The organism is Microbacterium sp., assembly GCF_039812165.1.
In the GTDB taxonomy this organism is placed as follows: Bacteria; Actinomycetota; Actinomycetes; order Actinomycetales; family Microbacteriaceae; genus Microbacterium.
The window spans coordinates 1-17,926 of record NZ_JBDIAB010000040.1 but is presented as its reverse complement, the minus strand read 5'-3'; the positions used below and the strand labels follow the sequence as shown (position 1 = coordinate 17,926).

The window sequence follows — 17,926 nt, the reverse complement described above, 5'->3', positions numbered from 1 at the left end:
CGCGCGGCGATCTTCGCGGCGCGCGCCGGGTCGGTCGAGAACACCGAGCCGCCGAGACCGAAGTCGCAGTCGTTGGCCAGCGCCAGCGCCTCCTCGTCGCTCGACACCTTGTACACGGTCGCCACCGGGCCGAAGATCTCCTCGCGGGCCGAGGCCGAGGCCGGGTCGATGCCGGTGAGCACGGCCGGCGAGTAGTACGCGCCGGGGCCGTCGGAGAGCACGCCGCCCGCCACGAGGGTCGCCCCGCCGGCGACGGCGCGCCGCACCTGCTCGTCGACCTGCTCGGCGGCGCCGCGCGTCGACAGCGGACCGTAGCCGCGCTCCGGCATGTCGAGCGGGTCGCCCGCCACGAGACCGTCGGCGAGCGCGACGAGCTCGGCGACGAACTCGTCGTAGACGTCGGCCATGACGATCATGCGCTTGTTGCCGTTGCAGACCTGGCCGCCGTTGTAGACGCGGAAGTTCCAGCCGTCGGCGGCGACGGCGGCGACGTCGTCGGAGTCGAGCACGATCATGGGGTCGTTGCCGCCGAGCTCGAGGACCGCCTTCTTCAGGTGGCGTCCGGCCTGCTCGCCGATGATGGAGCCCGCGCGCTCCGAGCCGGTGAGCGAGACGCCGTGCACGCGGCTGTCGGCGACGATCGTCGCGATCTGGTCGTGCGAGGCGAACAGGGCGGTGTAGCCGCCCGCGGGCACACCGGCATCCGTCATGATCTGCTGGATCGCGAGGGCCGAACGGGGACAGATGTCGGCGTGCTTGAGGAGGATCGTGTTGCCGAGCACGAGGTTGGGAGCCGCGAACCGGGCGACCTGGTAGTACGGGAAGTTCCACGGCATGACGCCCAGGAGCGGTCCGACGGGTCGGCGCTCGATGACGGCCTTTCCCGGGATGGTGCTCGGGATCTCGTAGTCGGTGGCCAGGCTCGGGCCGTGCACGGCGTAGTAGTCGATGATCGACGCGGCGAACTCGACCTCCTCGATGCCCTCCTGCAGCGGCTTGCCCATCTCGGTGGCGATGATGCGGGCGAGCTCCTCCTTGCGCTCCTCGAAGAGCTCGGCGACGCGGTGGACGACGGCCGCGCGGTCCTGGATACCGCGTTCGCGCCACTCGCGGTACGCGGCATCCGCGTCGGCGAGGGCCTGCTCGATCTGCTCGTCGGTGGCCGCGTCGAAGGTCTCGAGGACCTCGCCGGTCGCGGGGTTCTGAACCCGGTAGCGAGACATTGTGCTCCTTTGTCGTCCGTGGGGATGGGGGGTCGTGGCGGCGGCGGTCACCAGACGCGGAAGACCTGGCCCGTCTCGACGCCGTAGACCGAGCGCACGTAGGCCTGCGCGGCCTCCTCGGCGGTGACGGCGTGGAATCCGCGGAACAGGTCGCTGTGGCCGTTGGGCCGGCTGATGATCGTGGGGCTGACCGCGTTGATGCGGATGCCGTGGGGGAGATCCAGCGCGGCCGTGCGCAGGAACGCCTCGAGGCCGCCGTTGACGGTGCCGGCGATGACGCTGCCGGGCACGGAGTGCTGGGCGAGGATGCCGGTCGTCAGGGTGAAGGAGCCGCCCTGCGCGAGGTGCGCGATGCCGAGGAGGACGAGGTTGACCTGTCCGCCGAGCTTGTTCGCGTAGCCGGCGGCGAAGTCCTCCGGCGTGGCGCTCGCGGTGTCGACGTAGGGCACCTTGCCGGTCACGGAGACGATCGCGTCGACCGTCCCGACGGCGTCGTACAGCGCACGGATCGACGCGGGATCGGTGATGTCGACGGCGGGGGAGGTGCTGCGTCCCGCCGAGACGACCTCGTCGCCGAGCTCTTCGAAGGCGCTGACGACCGCACGACCGATCGTGCCGGAGCCGCCGATGACCAGGATGCGCATAGGAAGCTCCTCTTTGCCAGACAATCTTACGATATTCGCACTCTATCACGCGTGATTCCGGCGCGGGAAGCGGGGTGCCGCGTCCGGTTGACGATCTCGCGCGGATCGGAGTAGCGTCTTCTCAGACGATGTCTGACAATCTGTTTGCAAGACTTGGATCGGCGACGACGTGTCGGATCTGCGTCCTCATCACCACCGAAAGGACCGTTCAATGACAAACCTCGAGCTCAAGGGTATCCTCGCCGCCGTCGTCACCCCCTTCGACGCGAACGGCGCGCTCGATCTGCCCGGCATCGAGCGTCAGGTGGACCACATCCTCGGCGGGGGAGCGCACGGCGTCGTGTCCACGGGCAGCACGGGCGAGTTCACGTCGCTCTCGATCGACGAGCAGAAGGCCGTCAACGCCGCCTACGCGAAGGCCGCCGACGGGCGCGGCTATGCGATCGCGGGGGCCGGCGCGCTCACGACGGACGCCGCGATCGAACTGACCGAGTCGGCCGCCGAGGCGGGCGCGGATGCCGTCATGATCGTCCCGCCGTACTACGACACGCTGAACTTCGACGAGCTGCTCGCGCACTACAAGGCGATCTCGGCCGCCGTCGACATCCCGATCATGTACTACAACCTGCCGAGCGTGACCGGCGTCGAGCTGACCCCGGCGCAGTTCGGCGAGCTCGGTCGCGAGACGACCGTCACGTGCTTCAAGGACACCGGCGGCGACAACACCAAGATGGCCACCGTGCTGTTCGAGCACAGCGACGACATCACCGCGCTCAACGGCTGGGACACGCTCACGTTCCAGGGACTCGCGCTGGGCGCCAAGGCCGGCGTGTGGGGTGCCGCGAGCTTCATCCCCGCCCTCGCCGCCGAGCTCTACCAGGCGCTGGCCGTCGACCTCGACCTCGCCCGCGGGCGCGAGCTGTGGAAGGCCATCAACCCGATCTGCGTCTTCCTCGAGCAGCACAACTACGCGGCGGCGATCAAGGCCGGCGTGTCGCTGGTCGGCGTGGACGCCGGCAGCACCCGTCGCCCCCTCCAGCCGCTCGCGCAGGAGCACCGCGACGAGCTGGCGGTCCTCCTGCGCGCCGCCGGCGTCGAGGTCGTCGCGAAGTAAGCTGAATCACCCCTCGAGAGCTTCTCGGAGCGAGAGGAAGGCCAACGATGGCACCACGCAGGGTGATCCACGCCATCGACGTCCACGCGGCCGGCGAGCCCGGCCGCGTGGTCCCCGGTGGCGACCTGCTCGTCCGGGGCGCGACGATGAACGAGCGGCTCGCCTACGCCCAGGAGCATCTCCACGAGCTCCGGACGCTCCTGCTGCAGGAGCCGCGCGGATACCCGGCCCTGTGCGGGGTCATCGTCACCTCGCCGGTGAACCCGGGCAGCGACTTCGGCATCGTCGTGTTCGAGCAGGGCGGCTTCCGGCCCATGTCGGGCAGCAACTGCATGTGCGCGGTGACGGCCATGGTCGAGACCGGCGCGGTGCGCGTGCAGGAGCCCGAGACGCGCCTGCGCGTCGACACGGCGACCGGCGTGGTCGAGGTCGTCGTGACGGTGCGGGACGGCCGGGCGACCGAGGTCAGGATCGACAACGTGCCCTCGTTCGTCGTGGCGCTCGACCACGAGTTCGAGCTGCCCGAGTACGGCACGGTGCGCGCCGACGTCGCCTTCGGAGGGCAGTTCTACGTCCAGGCCCGCGCCGAGGATCTGGGCGTGCGACTGGTCCCCGAGCAGGCGCGCGCGGTGCTGCGCGCCGGCAGCATCCTGCGCGAGGTGGCCCAGCGCACCTTCCCGGTCGCGCATCCGGAGCACCCCGACATCCGCGGCATCTCGCTCGCGATGATCCACGGCCCGACCGACACCCCGGGGGCGGACGCCCGCAACGCGGTGATCGTGCCCAACGGCCCGGTCGATCCGGACGACCCCCACACGTGGTCGAGCACGCTCGACCGCTCGCCCTGCGGCACGGGCACCTCGGCGCGTCTGGCGGCGAAGTTCGCCCGCGGCGAGCTCGCCGTCGGCGAGATGTTCGTCCACGAGAGCATGATCGGGTCGCTCTTCCGCTGCGGCATCCGCGGCACCACGACGGTGGCCGGGATGCCGGCCGTGCTGCCCACGATCGCGGGACGCGCGTGGATCACCGCCTTCCACGACTTCGTCGTCGAGGACGACGACCCCTTCCCCGTGGGGTTCCGCGTCGGCGACATCTGGGGGCCGGGCGCCTGACCGGTCTCTCCCTTCCCGCCCGGATGCGATCGCGCATCCGGGTGCATCGTCCGCTCCGGAAAGGAATCTGATGCACACAGTCGTCATCGGTGGAGGCGTCATCGGCCTCGCCACGGCGTACCATCTCGTCCGCGAGGGCGGGACGGTCACGCTCGTCGACGCGCGTGCGACCGGGCTCGGCGCGAGCGACGTCAACGCCGGCTGGGTCGTCCCGGGGGACTCGCTGCCGGTGCCCGGGCCGGGAATGGTCCTCGCGGCGCTGAAGTGGATGACGCGGCCGGACAGCCCGCTCTACATCAAGCCGTCGCTGCAGCCGGCGTTCCTCTCCTTCATGCTCGGGATGTACCGCGCGTCCAACGCGCGGGCGCAGCGGGCCGGCTTCGAGGCGGACCTGCGGCTCGCCGCCGACACGGTCGCCCTCTTCGACGAGTACCGCGCCGACGGCCTCGACTTCGAGCTCCACCACGCCGGCATGCTCATGGTGTTCAAGGATCCCGCGCTCATGGCGCACCATCTCGGCTACGTCGACCTCACGAGGAGGTTCGGCGCCGATCCGACGGTGCTGCGCGACGACGAGGTGCGCGTGCACGAGCCGCTGCTCAACGACGACGTGCGCGGCGGTCTGTTCTACCCGAAGGAGATGCACCTCGACCCGGGCTCGTTCACACGGGCGCTGCGGACTCGGCTCGTCGCGTCGGGCGCCGAGATCGTCGAGAACGCGCCGATCGACGGCGTGCAGCTGGCCGCCGATCGGGTCGTGAGCGTCTCGTCGGGCACGCGGACCTTCGCCGGCGACCGCTTCCTCCTCGCCGCGGGCGCGTGGACGGGTGCCGTGTCGCGGATCTTCGGCGCGAACCTGCCGATCCGGCCGGGCAAGGGCTACTGCATCGAGGTGAAGCCGTTGGGCCTGCGCGGCGCCACGAACCTCGACGAGGCGAAGGTCGCGGTCACGCCGCTGAACGACCGCCTGCGTCTGGCGGGCACGATGGAGTTCGGCGGGCTGGACGAGACGATCAACCGCGTGCGCGTCGACGCCATCCTGCGCGCTCCCGGAGCGTACTTCCGCGACTGGGAGCCGCCGGCCGAGGCCGAGATCGTCCCTCGGGCCGGCATGCGGCCGATGGCGCCCGACGGGCTCGCGGTCATCGGCCGCCTGCCGCGCCTCGACAACGCGTTCGTCGCGAGCGGCCACGGCATGATGGGCGTCACGCTCGCCCCGGGGACGGCGCGCGTGCTCTCCGAGCTCATCCTCCAGGGCCGCGAGAACCCGATCCTCGCGCCGTTCTCGCCGGCCCGTTTCCGCGGCGGACGCTGACCGGGCCCGGGCGTCTGCGCCGCACGATGAGAGTGCTCGAATCGTGCCCCTCGCACTGTTGACGCGATCTTGACCAGCCTTTATGATCCAGAAAGGCAGATTGCCAGACAATCAAACAGGTCAAGGAGAAGGATGTGGCTAAGGTAAAAGCTCAGAGCGTCAACCGCACCATTACCGCCATCATCGTCGTGATCGTGCTCGCCCTCGGCGGCGGGTATCTCGGAGCGATGCTCCGAGGCGGTGGGGGAGGCGGCGGCGCGAGCAACGCGTCGGCCCAGGGCGCCTTCCTCGACGAGATCAAGAAGCGCGGCGTGCTGCGCGTGGGCGTCGCCATCTCGCCGCCGCACACCGTCGAGCTCGAGGACGGCACGTTCGGCGGCCCGAACATCATCCCGCTGGAGAACCTCGCGAAGGCGCTCGGTGTCAAGGTCGAGACCGTGCCCGCGGAATGGAAGAACATCGTGGCGGGCCTCCAGGCCGGCCGCTACGACTTCGCGGCGAACCTCGACCGCACGCTCGAGCGGGCGGTCGCGATCCAGTTCACCGAGCCGGTGTGGGACTACCCCGCCGTGTTCCTCGTCGAGGCGGACTCGCCGTACGCCACCGTGCAGGACCTGCTCGAGTCGGGCGGCACGATCGGCACCGCGCAGGGGACCGCGCACGAGGCCGCGTTCCTCCGGGCGTACCCCGACGCGAAGACCGCGTCGACGGACTCGTTCGCGAACCTCATCCAGTCGCTGCGCGCCGACCGCATCATCGCCGAGCTCGCCGACCTGCCGACCGCGATCAGCCAGGCGCAGGAGGACCCGACCCTGAAGATCATCCTCCCCGACCCCGACATCTACCGCGGCCTGGTCGCGTACGGCGTGCCGGCGTCGGCCGACGCCCGGTCGATCCAGACCGTGAACGTCGCGATCGAGCGTGCGCTCAACGAGGGCGTCATGGAGGCGGCCTACGCAGAGGTCGGCTACGTGACCGAGGACCAGCTCGCCGACGCCGGGCTGCTGAAGCAGTAGTCGAACGGCATCGCCATGAACTACAACTTCGACTGGGCGGTCGTCACCAGCAACTTCGACCGATTGATGGGCGGCCTGCTGGTCACCGTCGAGATCTCGCTGATCACGATCGTGCTCAGCATGATCCTCGCGGTGCCGGTGGCCGTCGCCCGGATGTCGCCGATCACGGTGCTGCGCTGGCTCGCGCAGATCTACATCGAGATCTTCCGGTGCACGCCGATGCTCGTGCAGCTGTTCTGGATCTTCTACGCTCTGCCCGCGCTCACGGGCGTGACGCTGCCGGGGTTCACCTCGGCGGTCATCGCCCTGACCGCGAACCTCACCGCCTTCATGGCGGAGGCGTACCGCTCCGGCTTCCAGGCCGTGCCGGTGGAGCAGATCGAGGCGGGCCAGATGCTGCGGCTCACGAGCTTCCAGCGGCTGCGCTACATCATCCTGCCCCAGGCGCTGCGCCAGCAGGTGCCGGTGATCCTGTCGCTGAACATCTCGATGTTCAAGGACACGGCGCTGGTCTCGACGATCGCCGTGGCCGACCTCATGTTCGTCGCGAACACCATCTCGGCGCAGAGCTACCGCGCCCTCGAGGTGTTCACGGTGGCGGCGGCGATCTACTTCGTCGTGGCGTTCCCGGCCTCGCTCATCACGAACCACCTGGAGCGCCGCATGCAGCAGAGCGGACAGCGGGTCCCCGGCCGGCGCAAGCCGATCAGGGCGCTCGTGGCCGCCTCGAAAGGAGAGGTGAACTGATGGCCGACACGGGAAGCACCCCGACGGGCTCGAACCGCACACCCACCGGGTCGATCCGCACCGGGACCGTCAAGACGATCACGGCATCCATCGGCGAGGTCCTGGTGACGGCGCGCGGACTGCAGAAGAGCTTCGGCGACCGGCAGATCCTCAAGAACGTCGACTTCGACATGCTCGTGGGCGACATCACCGTCATCATCGGCAAGTCCGGGTCGGGCAAGAGCACGCTGCTGCGGGCTCTGGCCGGCCTGACCGACCCCGACGACGGCAAGATCACCTTCGACGGCGAGGTCGTGTTCGAGGAGGGAGAGCGCACCGACGCGTGGGACGAGGTCGACTCCCACGTCGGCATGATCTTCCAGTCCTACACGCTGTGGCCGCACATGGACGTCCTCGCCAACCTCACGCTGGCGCCGCGCAAGCGGCTCGGCATGAGCCAGGCCGAGGCGCTCGAGCGCGCCAAGCGCTCGCTCGCCGAGGTCGGCATGTCGCAGCACCTGCGCAGCAAGCCGAGCCAGCTCTCCGGCGGCGAGCGGCAGCGCGTCGCGATCGCCCGAGCGCTCATGATGCAGCCGAAGCTGCTGCTGTGCGACGAGATCACGAGCGCGCTCGACCCGCCCGTCGCGGCCGAGGTCCTCGACGTCCTGCGCCGCCTCAAGCAGGACGAGGGGATCGCCGTCGCGCTCGTGACGCACGACATGGCGTTCGCGTCGAAGGCCGCCGACCGGCTGGTCTTCTTCCACGAGGGCGAGATCGCGGTGAACACGACTCCGGATGACGCGTTCAACCACAACGACAATCCGGATCTCAAGAAGTTCGTCGACGCCGTCCGCTTCTGAGGCAAGCGGATGCCGCGGGGCGTCCGAGCCGGATCCGCATCGGTCCGCCTCGGGCGCCCCGCGTCTCGTTCCACCGGCCGCACGCGCGCACGACGCAGGAGGAAAAATGAAGCTCTGCCTGAACCAGGCCACCACCATGCCCTACGGGCTGTCGGAGACGATCGACGCGGCCGCGAGGGCCGGCATCCCGCACATCGGGCTGTGGGTCGAGCCGGTCGAGGCGACCGGCGTCGCGGCCACGCGCCGCCTCCTGGCCGACACGGGCGTCACCGCGACGTCGATGAGCCGGGTCGGCTTCCTCGCGGACAAGAGCGGGCGCGAGCTCGACCAGGCGTACGACGCGGTGCGCCGGGCGCTGGCGGCGTGCGCCGAGCTGTCGGTGCCGACCCTCTCGTTCGTCGCGGGCGGCCTGCCGGCGCACGACCGTTCGATCCGCAGCGCCGAGGCCCGCGTCCGCGACGCGCTCGAGCGGCTCCAGCCCGACGTCGCGGCCAGCGGCGTGCGCCTGCAGCTCGAGCCGATCCATCCGCTCTTCGTGAACGACCGCTCGATGGTCACGACGGTCGGTCAGGCGCTGCGGATCGTCGACGGCCTGCCGGCCGAGCAGTACGGGGTGCTCGTGGACTCGTGGGCGACGTTCTGGGACCCGGAGTTCGAGGACTCGGTCGCGCGGGCGGGCGCCGATGGGCGCCTCGCCGGCTACCAGATCAACGACTACGCGCTCCCGCTGCCCTTCCCGAACAACATGAACGGCCGCCTGATGCCCGGCGACGGGGTCATCGACCTCGTGGGCATGACGCGCACGATGCGGAGTGCCGGGTACTCCGGCCCGGTCGAGAACGAGGTCTTCAACGACGAGATCTGGCGGCTGCCGCTGGCGGAGATCGTGCGCCTGACCGTCGAGTCGTTCGACCGCGTGATCACGCGGAACTTCCCCGACTGACGTCGCCGGCGAGCGGTCGATCCGGGTCTGTCGCGAGCGGGTGCACGGCGATAGAGTGAACACATATTGTCAGGCAATCTGGTCATCCGGCCGGATGTGCGCACACGAAGGGAACCGCACATGAGCGCAAGCAGGACCGCCGTCGTCACGGGTGCCGGCGGAGGGATCGGGAGCGCGGTCGCGTCGCGCCTGGCCGCGGACGGCATGCACGTGTTCGCGTTCGACGTGCGCTTCGCCGACGACGCGTGGAGCGACGACCCGCACCGCGACCGCATCGAGCCCGTCGTCGTCGACCTCGGCGACCACGTCGCGATCAAGGCCGCGTTCGCGAGCCTCGCCGAGCGCGTGGAGAGCCTCGACGCCCTCGTCAACTGCGTCGGGATCATGCGCCGCGGCGACGCCCTCACGATCAGCGACGAGGACTGGCTCGACACCATCCGCATCAACACCACGGGCGTGTTCTTCACGTGCCGCGAGGCCCTTCCCCTCCTCGCGAAGGCCGGCACGAGCTCGATCGCGAACATCGCCTCGAACTGGGGGCTGATCCCCGCGCCGGGCCACATCGCGTACAACGCCTCGAAGGCGGCCGTCGTGTCGCTGAGCAAGAGCCTGGCCCTCGACTTCGGCCGTCTCGGCGTCCGCGTGACCGCGGTGTGTCCCGGTGAGATCCTGACGCCCATGGTCGAGAAGCGGCTGCGCGACAACAACCTCACCGAGGCGGAGCTCGCGGCGCCCATCCCGATCGGGAGGGTGGGACGTCCGAAGGACGTCGCCGCGCTCATGTCGTACCTCGTCGGCCCCGAGTCCACCTACGTGACCGGCGGGACGGTCGAGATCACCGGCGGGCTGTTCTCGTGAGCGCGGGCGTGCTCGACGGGCGCCGGATCCTCGTCACCGGCGGCGCGGGCGGCATCGGCACCGCGATCTGCCGCGCGCTGCACCGCGACGGCGCCCGCCTCGCGATCCACTACGGCTCCAGCGGCGACCAGGCCGCCGCGCTCGCGGCCGAGGAGCCGTCGGGCTCGGTCGCGCTGCAGGCCGACCTCATGTCGCCGACCGGTCCCGACGAGCTGTGGGATGCGGCATCCGCGGCGCTCGGCGGCATCGACGTGCTCGTGAACAACGCGGGCCTGTGGCTGCGCTCGCCGCTCGAGCCCGCGGACGAGTGGGCCGTCGGCTGGGACGCGAACCTGACGCTCAACCTGCGCTCGGCCGCGTGGCTGACGCGGCGCGCCGTGCTCGACTTCGCTGAGCGCGGCGGCGGCGCGATCATCTCCATGGCGAGCAGGTCGTCGCTGCGCGGCGACGACGCGGAGCACCTCGCGTACGGCGTCGCGAAGGCGGGCCTGCAGAACCTCATGAAGGGCGTCGCGCGCGCCTACGCGCACCTCGGGGTCGTCGCGTACTCGATCGCCCCGGCGATGGTGGCCACGCCCATGATCGCGGGGCACATGCCGCCCGAGAGGCTCGCGGCGCTGCCGATGCGCGAGGTCGTGCCGCCCGAGGACGTCGCCGAGACCGTCGCCTTCCTCGCGTCGGGCCGCGCCCGCCACATGACCGGCGCGACCCTCGACATCACCGGCGCCGACTACGTGCGGTGAGCGGCCGCGCTACGGCGCGATCGCCGCGAGCAGCTCGCGGATCGCGGGCGTGACCGGGATGCCGTCGCGCTCGGCCTCGGCGCGTCGCGCGTAGCGGTGGTCGGCGGGCAGCCTCTCGGCACCGGCATCCCGCAGCGCCCGGACGAGCGCGGCGGCGCGATCGGCGAAGCCGCCCGTGCCGCCGCGGTCGGGGTCGACGACCAGGAGGAACTGGCCGGTCCGCGACGAGTACGCGCCGCTCGGCTTGCCGACGACGGCCTCGAACGAGAACTCCCCGCCGGTGAGCGCCGAGGCGAGGAGCTCGACCATCATCGACAGGGCCGCGCCCTTGTGGCCGCCGAACGGCAGCAGCGTGCCGCCGCGGGCGATGGCGGCGGCATCCGTCGTCTCGTCGCCCTCGGCGTCGACGCCCGTCCCGAGCGGCACCGGGCGCCCGGCGCGTGCCGCGAGGGTGAGGTCGCCGAACGACATCGACGAGGTCGCGAGGTCGGCGATCAGCGGGTGGGAGCCCGCGACGGGAACCGCGAACGCGAGCGGGTTGGTGCTGAGCACGGGCTCACGGGCGCCGGCGGGGGCGACCTTGGGCACTCCGCCCGTGACGGTGGTCAGTGCGAAGCAGCCGGCCTCGGCGAAAGGCTCGAGGTCGGGCCAGAGCGCGCTGTGGTGGTGCGAGTCGCGGATCGCGACGACCGCGACGCCCTCGCGTGCCACCGCCGCCATGATCGCCTCGCGCGCCGTCTCGAGTGCGAGCGGGGCGAGGCCGCCGGCGGCGTCGACGCGGAGGTAGCTCGACGTGACCTGCTCGACCCGCGGGGCGGCGGCCCCGTCGAGGTAGCCGGTGCGGAGCGTGTCGACGTACTGCGGCACGCGGAAGACGCCGTGGCTGAGCGCGCCGTCGCGCTCGCACGCGGCGTGGTGGCGGGCGATGACCGCGGCGCCGTCCGGCGCGAGGCCGGCGCCGATGAGGTAGGACTCGATCGCGGCGACGAGGTCGTCGAACCGGATGCGCTCGTCGGGCGGGGGAGTCTCGGTCACGATGGGCCTCCTCTGGCCGAACAGGTCGACAGGATTGTCTGATTGTAAGATACACTGCCGACTGTGAGCGCCATCGGTGAGCTGGAGATCGTCGACTGCCATGCGGCGGGCGAGGTCGGCCGCGTCGTCGTCGGAGGCCTCGGCGAGGTGCCCGGCGAGACGGTGTTCGACAAGAAGCTGTGGATCGAGCGCCACCGTGACGAGATCCGGCGGGCCGTGCTCTTCGAGCCGCGCGGTGCGGTGTGGCACAACGCGAACCTCATCGTGCCATCGAACCATCCGGAGGCGTCGATGGGCTACATCGTCATGGAGTCGACGGAGTACCCGGCGATGTCGGGCTCGAACACGATGTGCGTGGCGACCGTGCTGCTGGAGGAGGGCATCCTCCCCATGGTCGAGCCGGTCACCGAGCTCACGCTGGAGTCTCCTGCCGGCCTCATCCGCGTGCGGTGCGAGTGCGCGGACGGAAAGGTCACGAGCGTCCGCTTCGTGAACCAGCCCGCGTTCGTCTACCACCGCGACGCCGTGATCGAGGTGCCGGGGCTGGGGAGCCTGCGCGTCGACGTGAGCTTCGGCGGCATGACCTTCGTCATGGTGGATGCCGTGGACCTCGGCGTCGCGATCGAGCCGGGCGAGGCGCGCGAGCTGTGCGAGCTGGGGGAGCGCATCAAGCGCGCCGCGATCGAGCAGCTCCCGGTGTCGTATCCGGGAAACCCCGACATGCCGGGCATCACGAACCTGCAGTTCATGGGCCCGCTGGAGCGCGTGGACGGCGTGCTCACCGCGCGCAACACGGTCGTGGTGTCGCCGGGTCGCTGCGACCGCTCGCCCTGCGGCACCGGGTCGTCGGCGCGGCTCGCCCTCATGCACGCGCGCGGCGACCTCCGCGTCGGCGAGCCGTTCGTGCACCGCTCGATCACCGGCAGCGCCTTCACGTGCGAGATCGAGGGACTCACGACCGTCGGCGGCTACGACGCGGTCGTCCCCGCGATCGCCGGTCAGGCCTGGATCTACGGCCGCACCCGCACCGTGACCCATCCGACCGACCCGTACCCGCACGGCTTCGCCCTCAGCGACACGTGGTTCGACGTGTCGAACCTGCGCGGCGAGCGGTGGCAGCAGATCGCCGAGACGCGGCGCGCATAGTCGCGGCGCCGTCATGCGACGTCTCGGCGGGCACCCCCGGCCGGTAGGCTGTTGCGGTGACGGTCCGGCTCTACGACACCAAGGCGCAGGCGCTGCGCGACTTCGTGCCGCTCGATCCGCAGAACGTCACGATGTACGTGTGCGGTCCGACGGTGCAGTCCGGACCCGGCATCCACCACCTGCGCGCGGCGCTCGCGTTCGACCTGCTGCGCCGCTGGCTCGAGCACCGGTTCGAGCGTGTCACGTTCGTGCGCAACGTCACCGACATCGACGACAAGGTGCTCGCGAACTCGACCGAGCGCGAGCCGTGGTGGGCGCTCGCGTACCGCATGGAGCGCGAGTTCACGCAGGCGTATTCCGCCATCGGCATCCTTCCCCCCACGTACGAGCCGCGTGCGACCGCCTCGATCCCGCAGATGCAGGAGCTCATCGCCCGGCTCATCGAGGGCGGCCACGCGTACGCCGCCGCCGGCGACGTGTACTTCGACGTGCGCTCGTGGTCCGAGTACGGCGCGCTCACGCACCAGTCGATCGACGCGATGGAGCCCGCCGGCGACGCCGATCCGCGTGGCAAGCGCGATCCGCGCGACTTCGCGCTGTGGAAGGGCGCCAAGGAGGGCGAGCCGGCGGATGCCGTGTGGAGCTCCCCGTGGGGTCCGGGGCGCCCCGGCTGGCACATCGAGTGCTCGGCGATGGCGCGACGCTACCTCGGCGCGCAGTTCGACCTGCACGGCGGCGGTCTCGACCTGCGCTTCCCCCACCACGAGAACGAGCTCGCCCAGTCCACCGCCGCCGGCGACGGCTTCGCGCGCTACTGGGTGCACAACGGCCTCGTGACCGTCGGCGACCAGAAGATGTCGAAGTCGCTCGGCAACTTCGTGCTCGCCCGCGACGTGCTCGCAGAGCGCGACCCGCTCGTGGTGCGGTACGCGCTCGCCGCCGCCCATTATCGGTCGAGCCTCGACCTCGCCCCGTCGAGCTTCGACGAGGCCGAGGCGGCCCTCGACCGCATCCGTACGTTCCAGGTGCGCGCGGCGCGCACCCTCGGCCAGGACGCCTGGCTCACCGTCGCCGACCTGCCCGACGGCTTCGCCGCGGCGATGGACGACGACCTGGGCGTGCCGCAGGCGCTGGCCCTCATCCACGAGCAGGTGCGCGCGGGCAACGCGGCACTGGATGCCGGTGACCGCGGCGCCGCGGCGCGCGCGGCCGTCGGCGTGGGGCGCATGACCGGCATCCTCGGCCTGAACCCGGAGGACCCGTTCTGGCGCACCGACGGTGCGGGCGCCGAGACCGCCGCCCTGGACGCGCTCGTGCAGACGATGATCGCCCAGCGCGCGCAGGCGCGCGCCGAACGCGACTGGGCCGCGGCCGACCGCGTTCGCGACGCGCTCGCTGCGGCCGGCATCGTCCTCGAAGACACCCCCGACGCGACGCATTGGAGTCTTGACGATGGCTAGGCCAGGCCGGCCCGGAGCGGGCAACAGCAAGAAGAAGGGCCCCATGAAGGGCACCGGCGGTCACGGCCGCAAGTCCCTCGAGGGCAAGGGGCCGACGCCCAAGGCGGAGGACCGCAGCTGGCACGTCGCCGGCAAGCGCAAGGCCGCGCAGGAGCGCTACGTCGCGGCCGGCGGCAAGGGGCGGCCGGGCGGCAAGCCGGCCGGGGGCGGCGCGAGCCGCAAGCCCAAGGCCGGCGACGACACCGAGACCGTCACCGGGCGCAACAGCGTGCTCGAGGCCCTCCGCGCCCGCATCCCCGCCACGGCGCTCTACATCGCGCAGCGCGTCGAGATGGACGACCGCGTCAAGGAGATGCTCTCGATCGCCACGCACCGCGGCATCCCGGTGCTCGAGGTCATGCGCCCCGAGCTCGACCGCATGGCCGGCTTCGACGGCGTGCACCAGGGCGTCGCGCTGAAGGTGCCGCCGTACGAGTACGCGCACCCGCAGGACCTGCTCGAAGAGATCGTCGACCGCGGCGACCTCCCGCTCCTGATCGCCCTCGACGGCGTCACCGACCCGCGCAACCTCGGCGCGATCATCCGCTCCACGGCGGCGTTCGGCGGGCACGGCGTGATCGTGCCGCAGCGTCGCTCCGCGGGCGTCACCTCGGCGGCGTGGAAGACGAGCGCGGGCGCGGCGGCCCGCATCCCTGTTGCGATCGCGCCGAACCTGACGACGACGCTCAAGGAGCTCAAGAAGCAGGGCGTGTTCGTCCTCGGCCTCGACGGCGACGGCGACGTCGCGCTGCCCGCTCTGCAGTTGGCCGACCGGCCGGTCGTGATCGTCGTCGGCTCCGAGGGCAAGGGCCTGTCCCGCCTGGTGACCGAGACGTGCGACCAGATCGTCTCGATCCCGATCTCGTCGGCGACCGAGTCGCTGAACGCCGGGATCGCGGCATCCGTCGCCCTGTATCAGGTCGCCACCCTGCGCTCCGCGTCCGGCGAATAGCCGACCGCGGAATCCTCCCGTCGATCGGGCGCTCCGTGCGTGCGCGCGATGTCCGGCGTCCCCGCTACCCTGATGTGGATATGCGCATGTATGAGTGCGCGTCGGCTGGGGCCGAGGCCCGCACGGAGGGGGATTTCATGACGGACGAGACGATTCTGCTGTTCCTGCACGGGGTCGGCGACGGCGACCAGAACGATGCCTGGAAGGCCGCGCTGACGGCGGGTCTCGCTCGGCTCGGCTATCCCGATCTGGACGGCGTGCGGGTGATCGCGCCCAAGTACGCCCACGCGCTGAAGGGCGTCGACGAGAAGGAGCCGCTGCCGGGCGTGACGATCAGGCAGCCCTCCGGCGACGCGGCGAGACGCAACCGGCGCGCCTTCGAACGCCGGACCGCGGCGCTCGAGCTCCGGCTGGGACATCACGACGGCGGCCCGGGCGCGTGGGCGATGGACCAGGTCGTCGATGGCGCGGTCCAGTCCCCGGTCCCGGTGATGAAGCAGGCGAGGAACTATGCGAGGAACGAGGGGATCCGTGCGCACGTGCTGCGACGGATCCTCGGCAAGCTGCCGGCGTCGGGTCGGGTCGTGGTGGTCGGCCACAGTCTCGGCTCGGTGATCGCCGCCGACCTCCTCCGTCGCCTCCCGAAGGGGCTGGAGGTCGTCGGCATGGTCACCATCGGGAGCCCGCTGGCCAGCGCCAACTTCGACGTCGACAAGTTCCGCGAGACGCTCAAGGATCCGCCGACGAACCTCTCGTGGTGGGTGAACGTCTGGAATGCTCAGGATCCGATCGTCGCCAACCGCGGCGTGTCGTCGGTGTTCCCCTGGATGATCGACGTCCGCATCAACGCCGGGCTCGGCGTCCCTGCACACGACGCGTCCCAGTACCTCGCGAACGACGCCGTGGCCGCCGCGATCGGCTTCGCGCTCTTCGGCTCGACGTCGAGGGAGCTCGCGATCGTGGAGCAGGCGGTGGAGATCCCGCTGGACTACGCGGAGACGATCGCGCTCATGGCGCTGCGCTACGCGTACCTCGTCAGCACGAAGCTCGCCGGCGATCAGCGGGATCGTTACATCGGCGCGCTGCGACAGGTGCAGGCGACGGCCTTCGATGGAGTTCACGAGCGCAACATGCGGTATGGCCGGCCGCTGCCGACCTCGATCGCCCGACTCGCCTTCGACCTCTCCGACGTGAACGCCGTCGCGCCCGCACCGGATCGCATCAGCCACCTGTTCAAGGAGGAGGCGGTGGTCCCGCTGGTGAGCATCATGGCGACGAACATTCTCCGACCGTTCGAGATCACGGTGCCGAAGAACGTGCAGCGCGAGGCGCTGGAGGAGCTGGTCCTCGAGTCGGGCCTGGGCAAGCAGATCGCAGTCGACGCGTTCGCGGCCGTCGACGAGGCCCGTAAGGCGTTGGCGGGCGGCGGGATCAACTGGGTCAAGTGGATCGCCCTCGGCGTGGGTGCCGCGGCGGTCGTGGCGACCAGCGGGCTCGCCCTCGCCGCGGCGCCGGTGGGACTCGCGGGAGCGGCGGCGATCACCAGCGCGCTGGCCGCCTTCGGGCCCGGCGGGATGATCGGCGGACTCCTCACGGCGGGCGCCCTGGTCAGCGTGAGCGCCGGCGGCATCGGGGTCGGCCTTGCCAGCCCCGCGACCTCGGCGGAGACGGTCGAGGCGGTGGTGGCGACCCAGCTGACGGTGGCGATCCTGCGGAAGAGGCAGAGCCTCGAGCAGGACCCCGCGGTGTGGGCGAGCCTCGTCGAGACCGAGATCGAGGTGCGTCGTCAGCACGAGCAGCTCGACGAGTTCTCCGACGACTCCGCCCCGGGCCTCAAGGATCTGAAGCGGAAGATCGAGCTCGTCGATCGCGCACTCACCTATCTGAGGAAGAACGGTCTGGAGCCCGGGGTCGTCACGGCGGGCGATGACGGCGTGTGAGGCGTCACGCCACGGCGGCCGACCGTGGGCGGCGACGTGATCGCTCGCGGCCCCGAAGCCGCACGCCGCCCGTCGTCGAAGCGATCGTGGACGCCCGGGAATAGCCGGCCGATCGCGCGGCTTGTTCTGGGTGAGCATCGACCGAAAGGAACGCCCATGGCCCGTGTCGTCGTCCTCGGAGGAACCGGCTACGCCGGAGCACACATCGTCGCCGAAGCAGCCGCACGCGGCCACGACGTGGTCTCGGTCGCGCGCAAGGCGCCGGCCGACCCCGTCCCCGGGGTGACCTACGTGGAGGGCTCGGTGCTCGACCTCGACGCCCTCGGCGACGTGCTCGCCGGCGCCGACGTCGTGGTCTCGGCGCTCTCGCCGCGCGGCGACATGTCCGACCGCGTGCTCGACGTGCTGCGCGACCTCGCCGATCGGCTCACCGGCACCCGGACGCGACTGGGCGTCGTCGGCGGCGCGATGGGCAGCCTCAGCGCACCGGGCGGACCGCGCCTGTGGGATCTGGGCGTGCCCGAGGAGTACCGTCACGAGGCGGGCGTCGGCGTCGAGACCCTCGACCTGCTGCAGGCGTCCGACCCCGGCCTGGACTGGTTCCTGGTGCACCCGCCGAAGGTGTTCGGCGCGTGGGTGCCCGGCGAGCGGACCGGCTCGTACCGCGAGGGCGGCGACGTCGTGGTCGAGGATGCCGACGGCGAGTCCTTCATCTCCGGCGCCGACTTCGCGATCGCGCTGGTCGACGAGATCGACGAGCCGCGCCGTCACCGCGACCGGTTCACCGTCGGGTACTGAGC

Annotated in this window: 17 protein-coding genes; 14 read left to right on the top strand and 3 right to left on the bottom strand. The window is 71.1% G+C overall.

Annotated elements, in window-relative coordinates; genetic code table 11:
- Together WML84_RS05475 and WML84_RS05470 are read right to left on the bottom strand one after the other, a co-directional pair.
- Window positions 1-1,223: aldehyde dehydrogenase family protein (locus WML84_RS05475; protein WP_347345133.1), on the bottom strand; the 1,223-nt coding region annotated here is incomplete at its 3' end.
- Window positions 1,224-1,270: 47 nt separating this feature from the next.
- Window positions 1,271-1,867, bottom strand: coding sequence for a short chain dehydrogenase (locus WML84_RS05470; protein ID WP_347345132.1), 597 nt, complete (start codon window positions 1,865-1,867; stop codon window positions 1,271-1,273).
- 211 nt (window positions 1,868-2,078) lie between these two features.
- Here WML84_RS05470 and WML84_RS05465 point away from each other — a divergent pair, with 211 nt between their 5' ends.
- The 9 genes from WML84_RS05465 (at window position 2,079) to WML84_RS05425 (ending at window position 10,554) form a co-directional block, all read left to right on the top strand.
- Window positions 2,079-2,981 (top strand): dihydrodipicolinate synthase family protein, encoded by a 903-nt coding sequence (locus WML84_RS05465; protein WP_347345131.1) that lies wholly within the window; start codon window positions 2,079-2,081, stop codon window positions 2,979-2,981.
- Window positions 2,982-3,028: 47 nt separating this feature from the next.
- Window positions 3,029-4,093: a proline racemase family protein gene (locus WML84_RS05460; protein WP_347345130.1), complete on the top strand. Its 1,065-nt coding sequence runs from the start codon at window positions 3,029-3,031 to the stop codon at window positions 4,091-4,093.
- A gap of 70 nt (window positions 4,094-4,163) precedes the next feature.
- Window positions 4,164-5,408, top strand: coding sequence for an FAD-dependent oxidoreductase (locus WML84_RS05455; protein ID WP_347345129.1), 1,245 nt, complete (start codon window positions 4,164-4,166; stop codon window positions 5,406-5,408).
- 134 nt (window positions 5,409-5,542) lie between these two features.
- Window positions 5,543-6,424 carry a transporter substrate-binding domain-containing protein gene (locus WML84_RS05450; RefSeq protein ID WP_347345128.1) on the top strand — a complete coding sequence of 294 codons (882 nt, stop codon included), beginning with the start codon at window positions 5,543-5,545 and terminating at the stop codon, window positions 6,422-6,424.
- A gap of 15 nt (window positions 6,425-6,439) precedes the next feature.
- Window positions 6,440-7,171 (top strand): amino acid ABC transporter permease, encoded by a 732-nt coding sequence (locus tag WML84_RS05445; RefSeq protein WP_347345127.1) that lies wholly within the window; start codon window positions 6,440-6,442, stop codon window positions 7,169-7,171.
- Window positions 7,171-8,010, top strand: coding sequence for an amino acid ABC transporter ATP-binding protein (locus WML84_RS05440; protein ID WP_347345126.1), 840 nt, complete (start codon window positions 7,171-7,173; stop codon window positions 8,008-8,010). Before WML84_RS05445 ends, WML84_RS05440 begins: the two co-directional genes overlap by 1 nt.
- A 106-nt stretch (window positions 8,011-8,116) precedes the next feature.
- A complete protein-coding gene (locus WML84_RS05435) occupies window positions 8,117-8,953 on the top strand; it encodes a sugar phosphate isomerase/epimerase family protein (RefSeq protein ID WP_347345125.1) in 837 nt (278 codons plus the stop codon).
- A gap of 120 nt (window positions 8,954-9,073) precedes the next feature.
- Window positions 9,074-9,811, top strand: a complete 738-nt coding sequence (locus WML84_RS05430) for an SDR family oxidoreductase (RefSeq protein WP_347345124.1) — start codon at window positions 9,074-9,076, stop codon at window positions 9,809-9,811.
- The gene (locus WML84_RS05425) at window positions 9,808-10,554 is read left to right on the top strand and encodes an SDR family oxidoreductase (protein ID WP_347345123.1); all 747 of its coding nucleotides are present in this window, start codon (window positions 9,808-9,810) and stop codon (window positions 10,552-10,554) included. The genes WML84_RS05430 and WML84_RS05425 overlap by 4 nt, the downstream gene beginning before the upstream one ends.
- Window positions 10,555-10,563: 9 nt before the next feature.
- Here the strand turns inward: WML84_RS05425 and WML84_RS05420 are convergent, their stop codons facing one another.
- Window positions 10,564-11,589, bottom strand: coding sequence for an Ldh family oxidoreductase (locus WML84_RS05420; RefSeq protein ID WP_347345122.1), 1,026 nt, complete (start codon window positions 11,587-11,589; stop codon window positions 10,564-10,566).
- Window positions 11,590-11,652: 63 nt separating this feature from the next.
- Here WML84_RS05420 and WML84_RS05415 point away from each other — a divergent pair, with 63 nt between their 5' ends.
- From WML84_RS05415 to WML84_RS05395, 5 genes are all read left to right on the top strand, one after another.
- Window positions 11,653-12,735 carry a proline racemase family protein gene (locus WML84_RS05415; RefSeq protein ID WP_347345121.1) on the top strand — a complete coding sequence of 361 codons (1,083 nt, stop codon included), beginning with the start codon at window positions 11,653-11,655 and terminating at the stop codon, window positions 12,733-12,735.
- Window positions 12,736-12,791: 56 nt separating this feature from the next.
- Window positions 12,792-14,195, top strand: a complete 1,404-nt coding sequence (gene cysS, locus WML84_RS05410; RefSeq protein WP_347345120.1) for a cysteine--tRNA ligase — start codon at window positions 12,792-12,794, stop codon at window positions 14,193-14,195.
- The gene (rlmB, locus tag WML84_RS05405) at window positions 14,188-15,186 is read left to right on the top strand and encodes a 23S rRNA (guanosine(2251)-2'-O)-methyltransferase RlmB (protein ID WP_347345119.1); all 999 of its coding nucleotides are present in this window, start codon (window positions 14,188-14,190) and stop codon (window positions 15,184-15,186) included. The genes cysS and rlmB overlap by 8 nt, the downstream gene beginning before the upstream one ends.
- Before the next feature lie 137 nt (window positions 15,187-15,323).
- Window positions 15,324-17,126, top strand: coding sequence for a hypothetical protein (locus WML84_RS05400; RefSeq protein WP_347345118.1), 1,803 nt, complete (start codon window positions 15,324-15,326; stop codon window positions 17,124-17,126).
- A gap of 156 nt (window positions 17,127-17,282) precedes the next feature.
- Complete coding sequence (locus WML84_RS05395) at window positions 17,283-17,924, top strand: NAD(P)H-binding protein (protein ID WP_347345117.1); 642 nt, start codon at window positions 17,283-17,285, stop codon at window positions 17,922-17,924.
- Window positions 17,925-17,926: the final 2 nt, after the last annotated feature.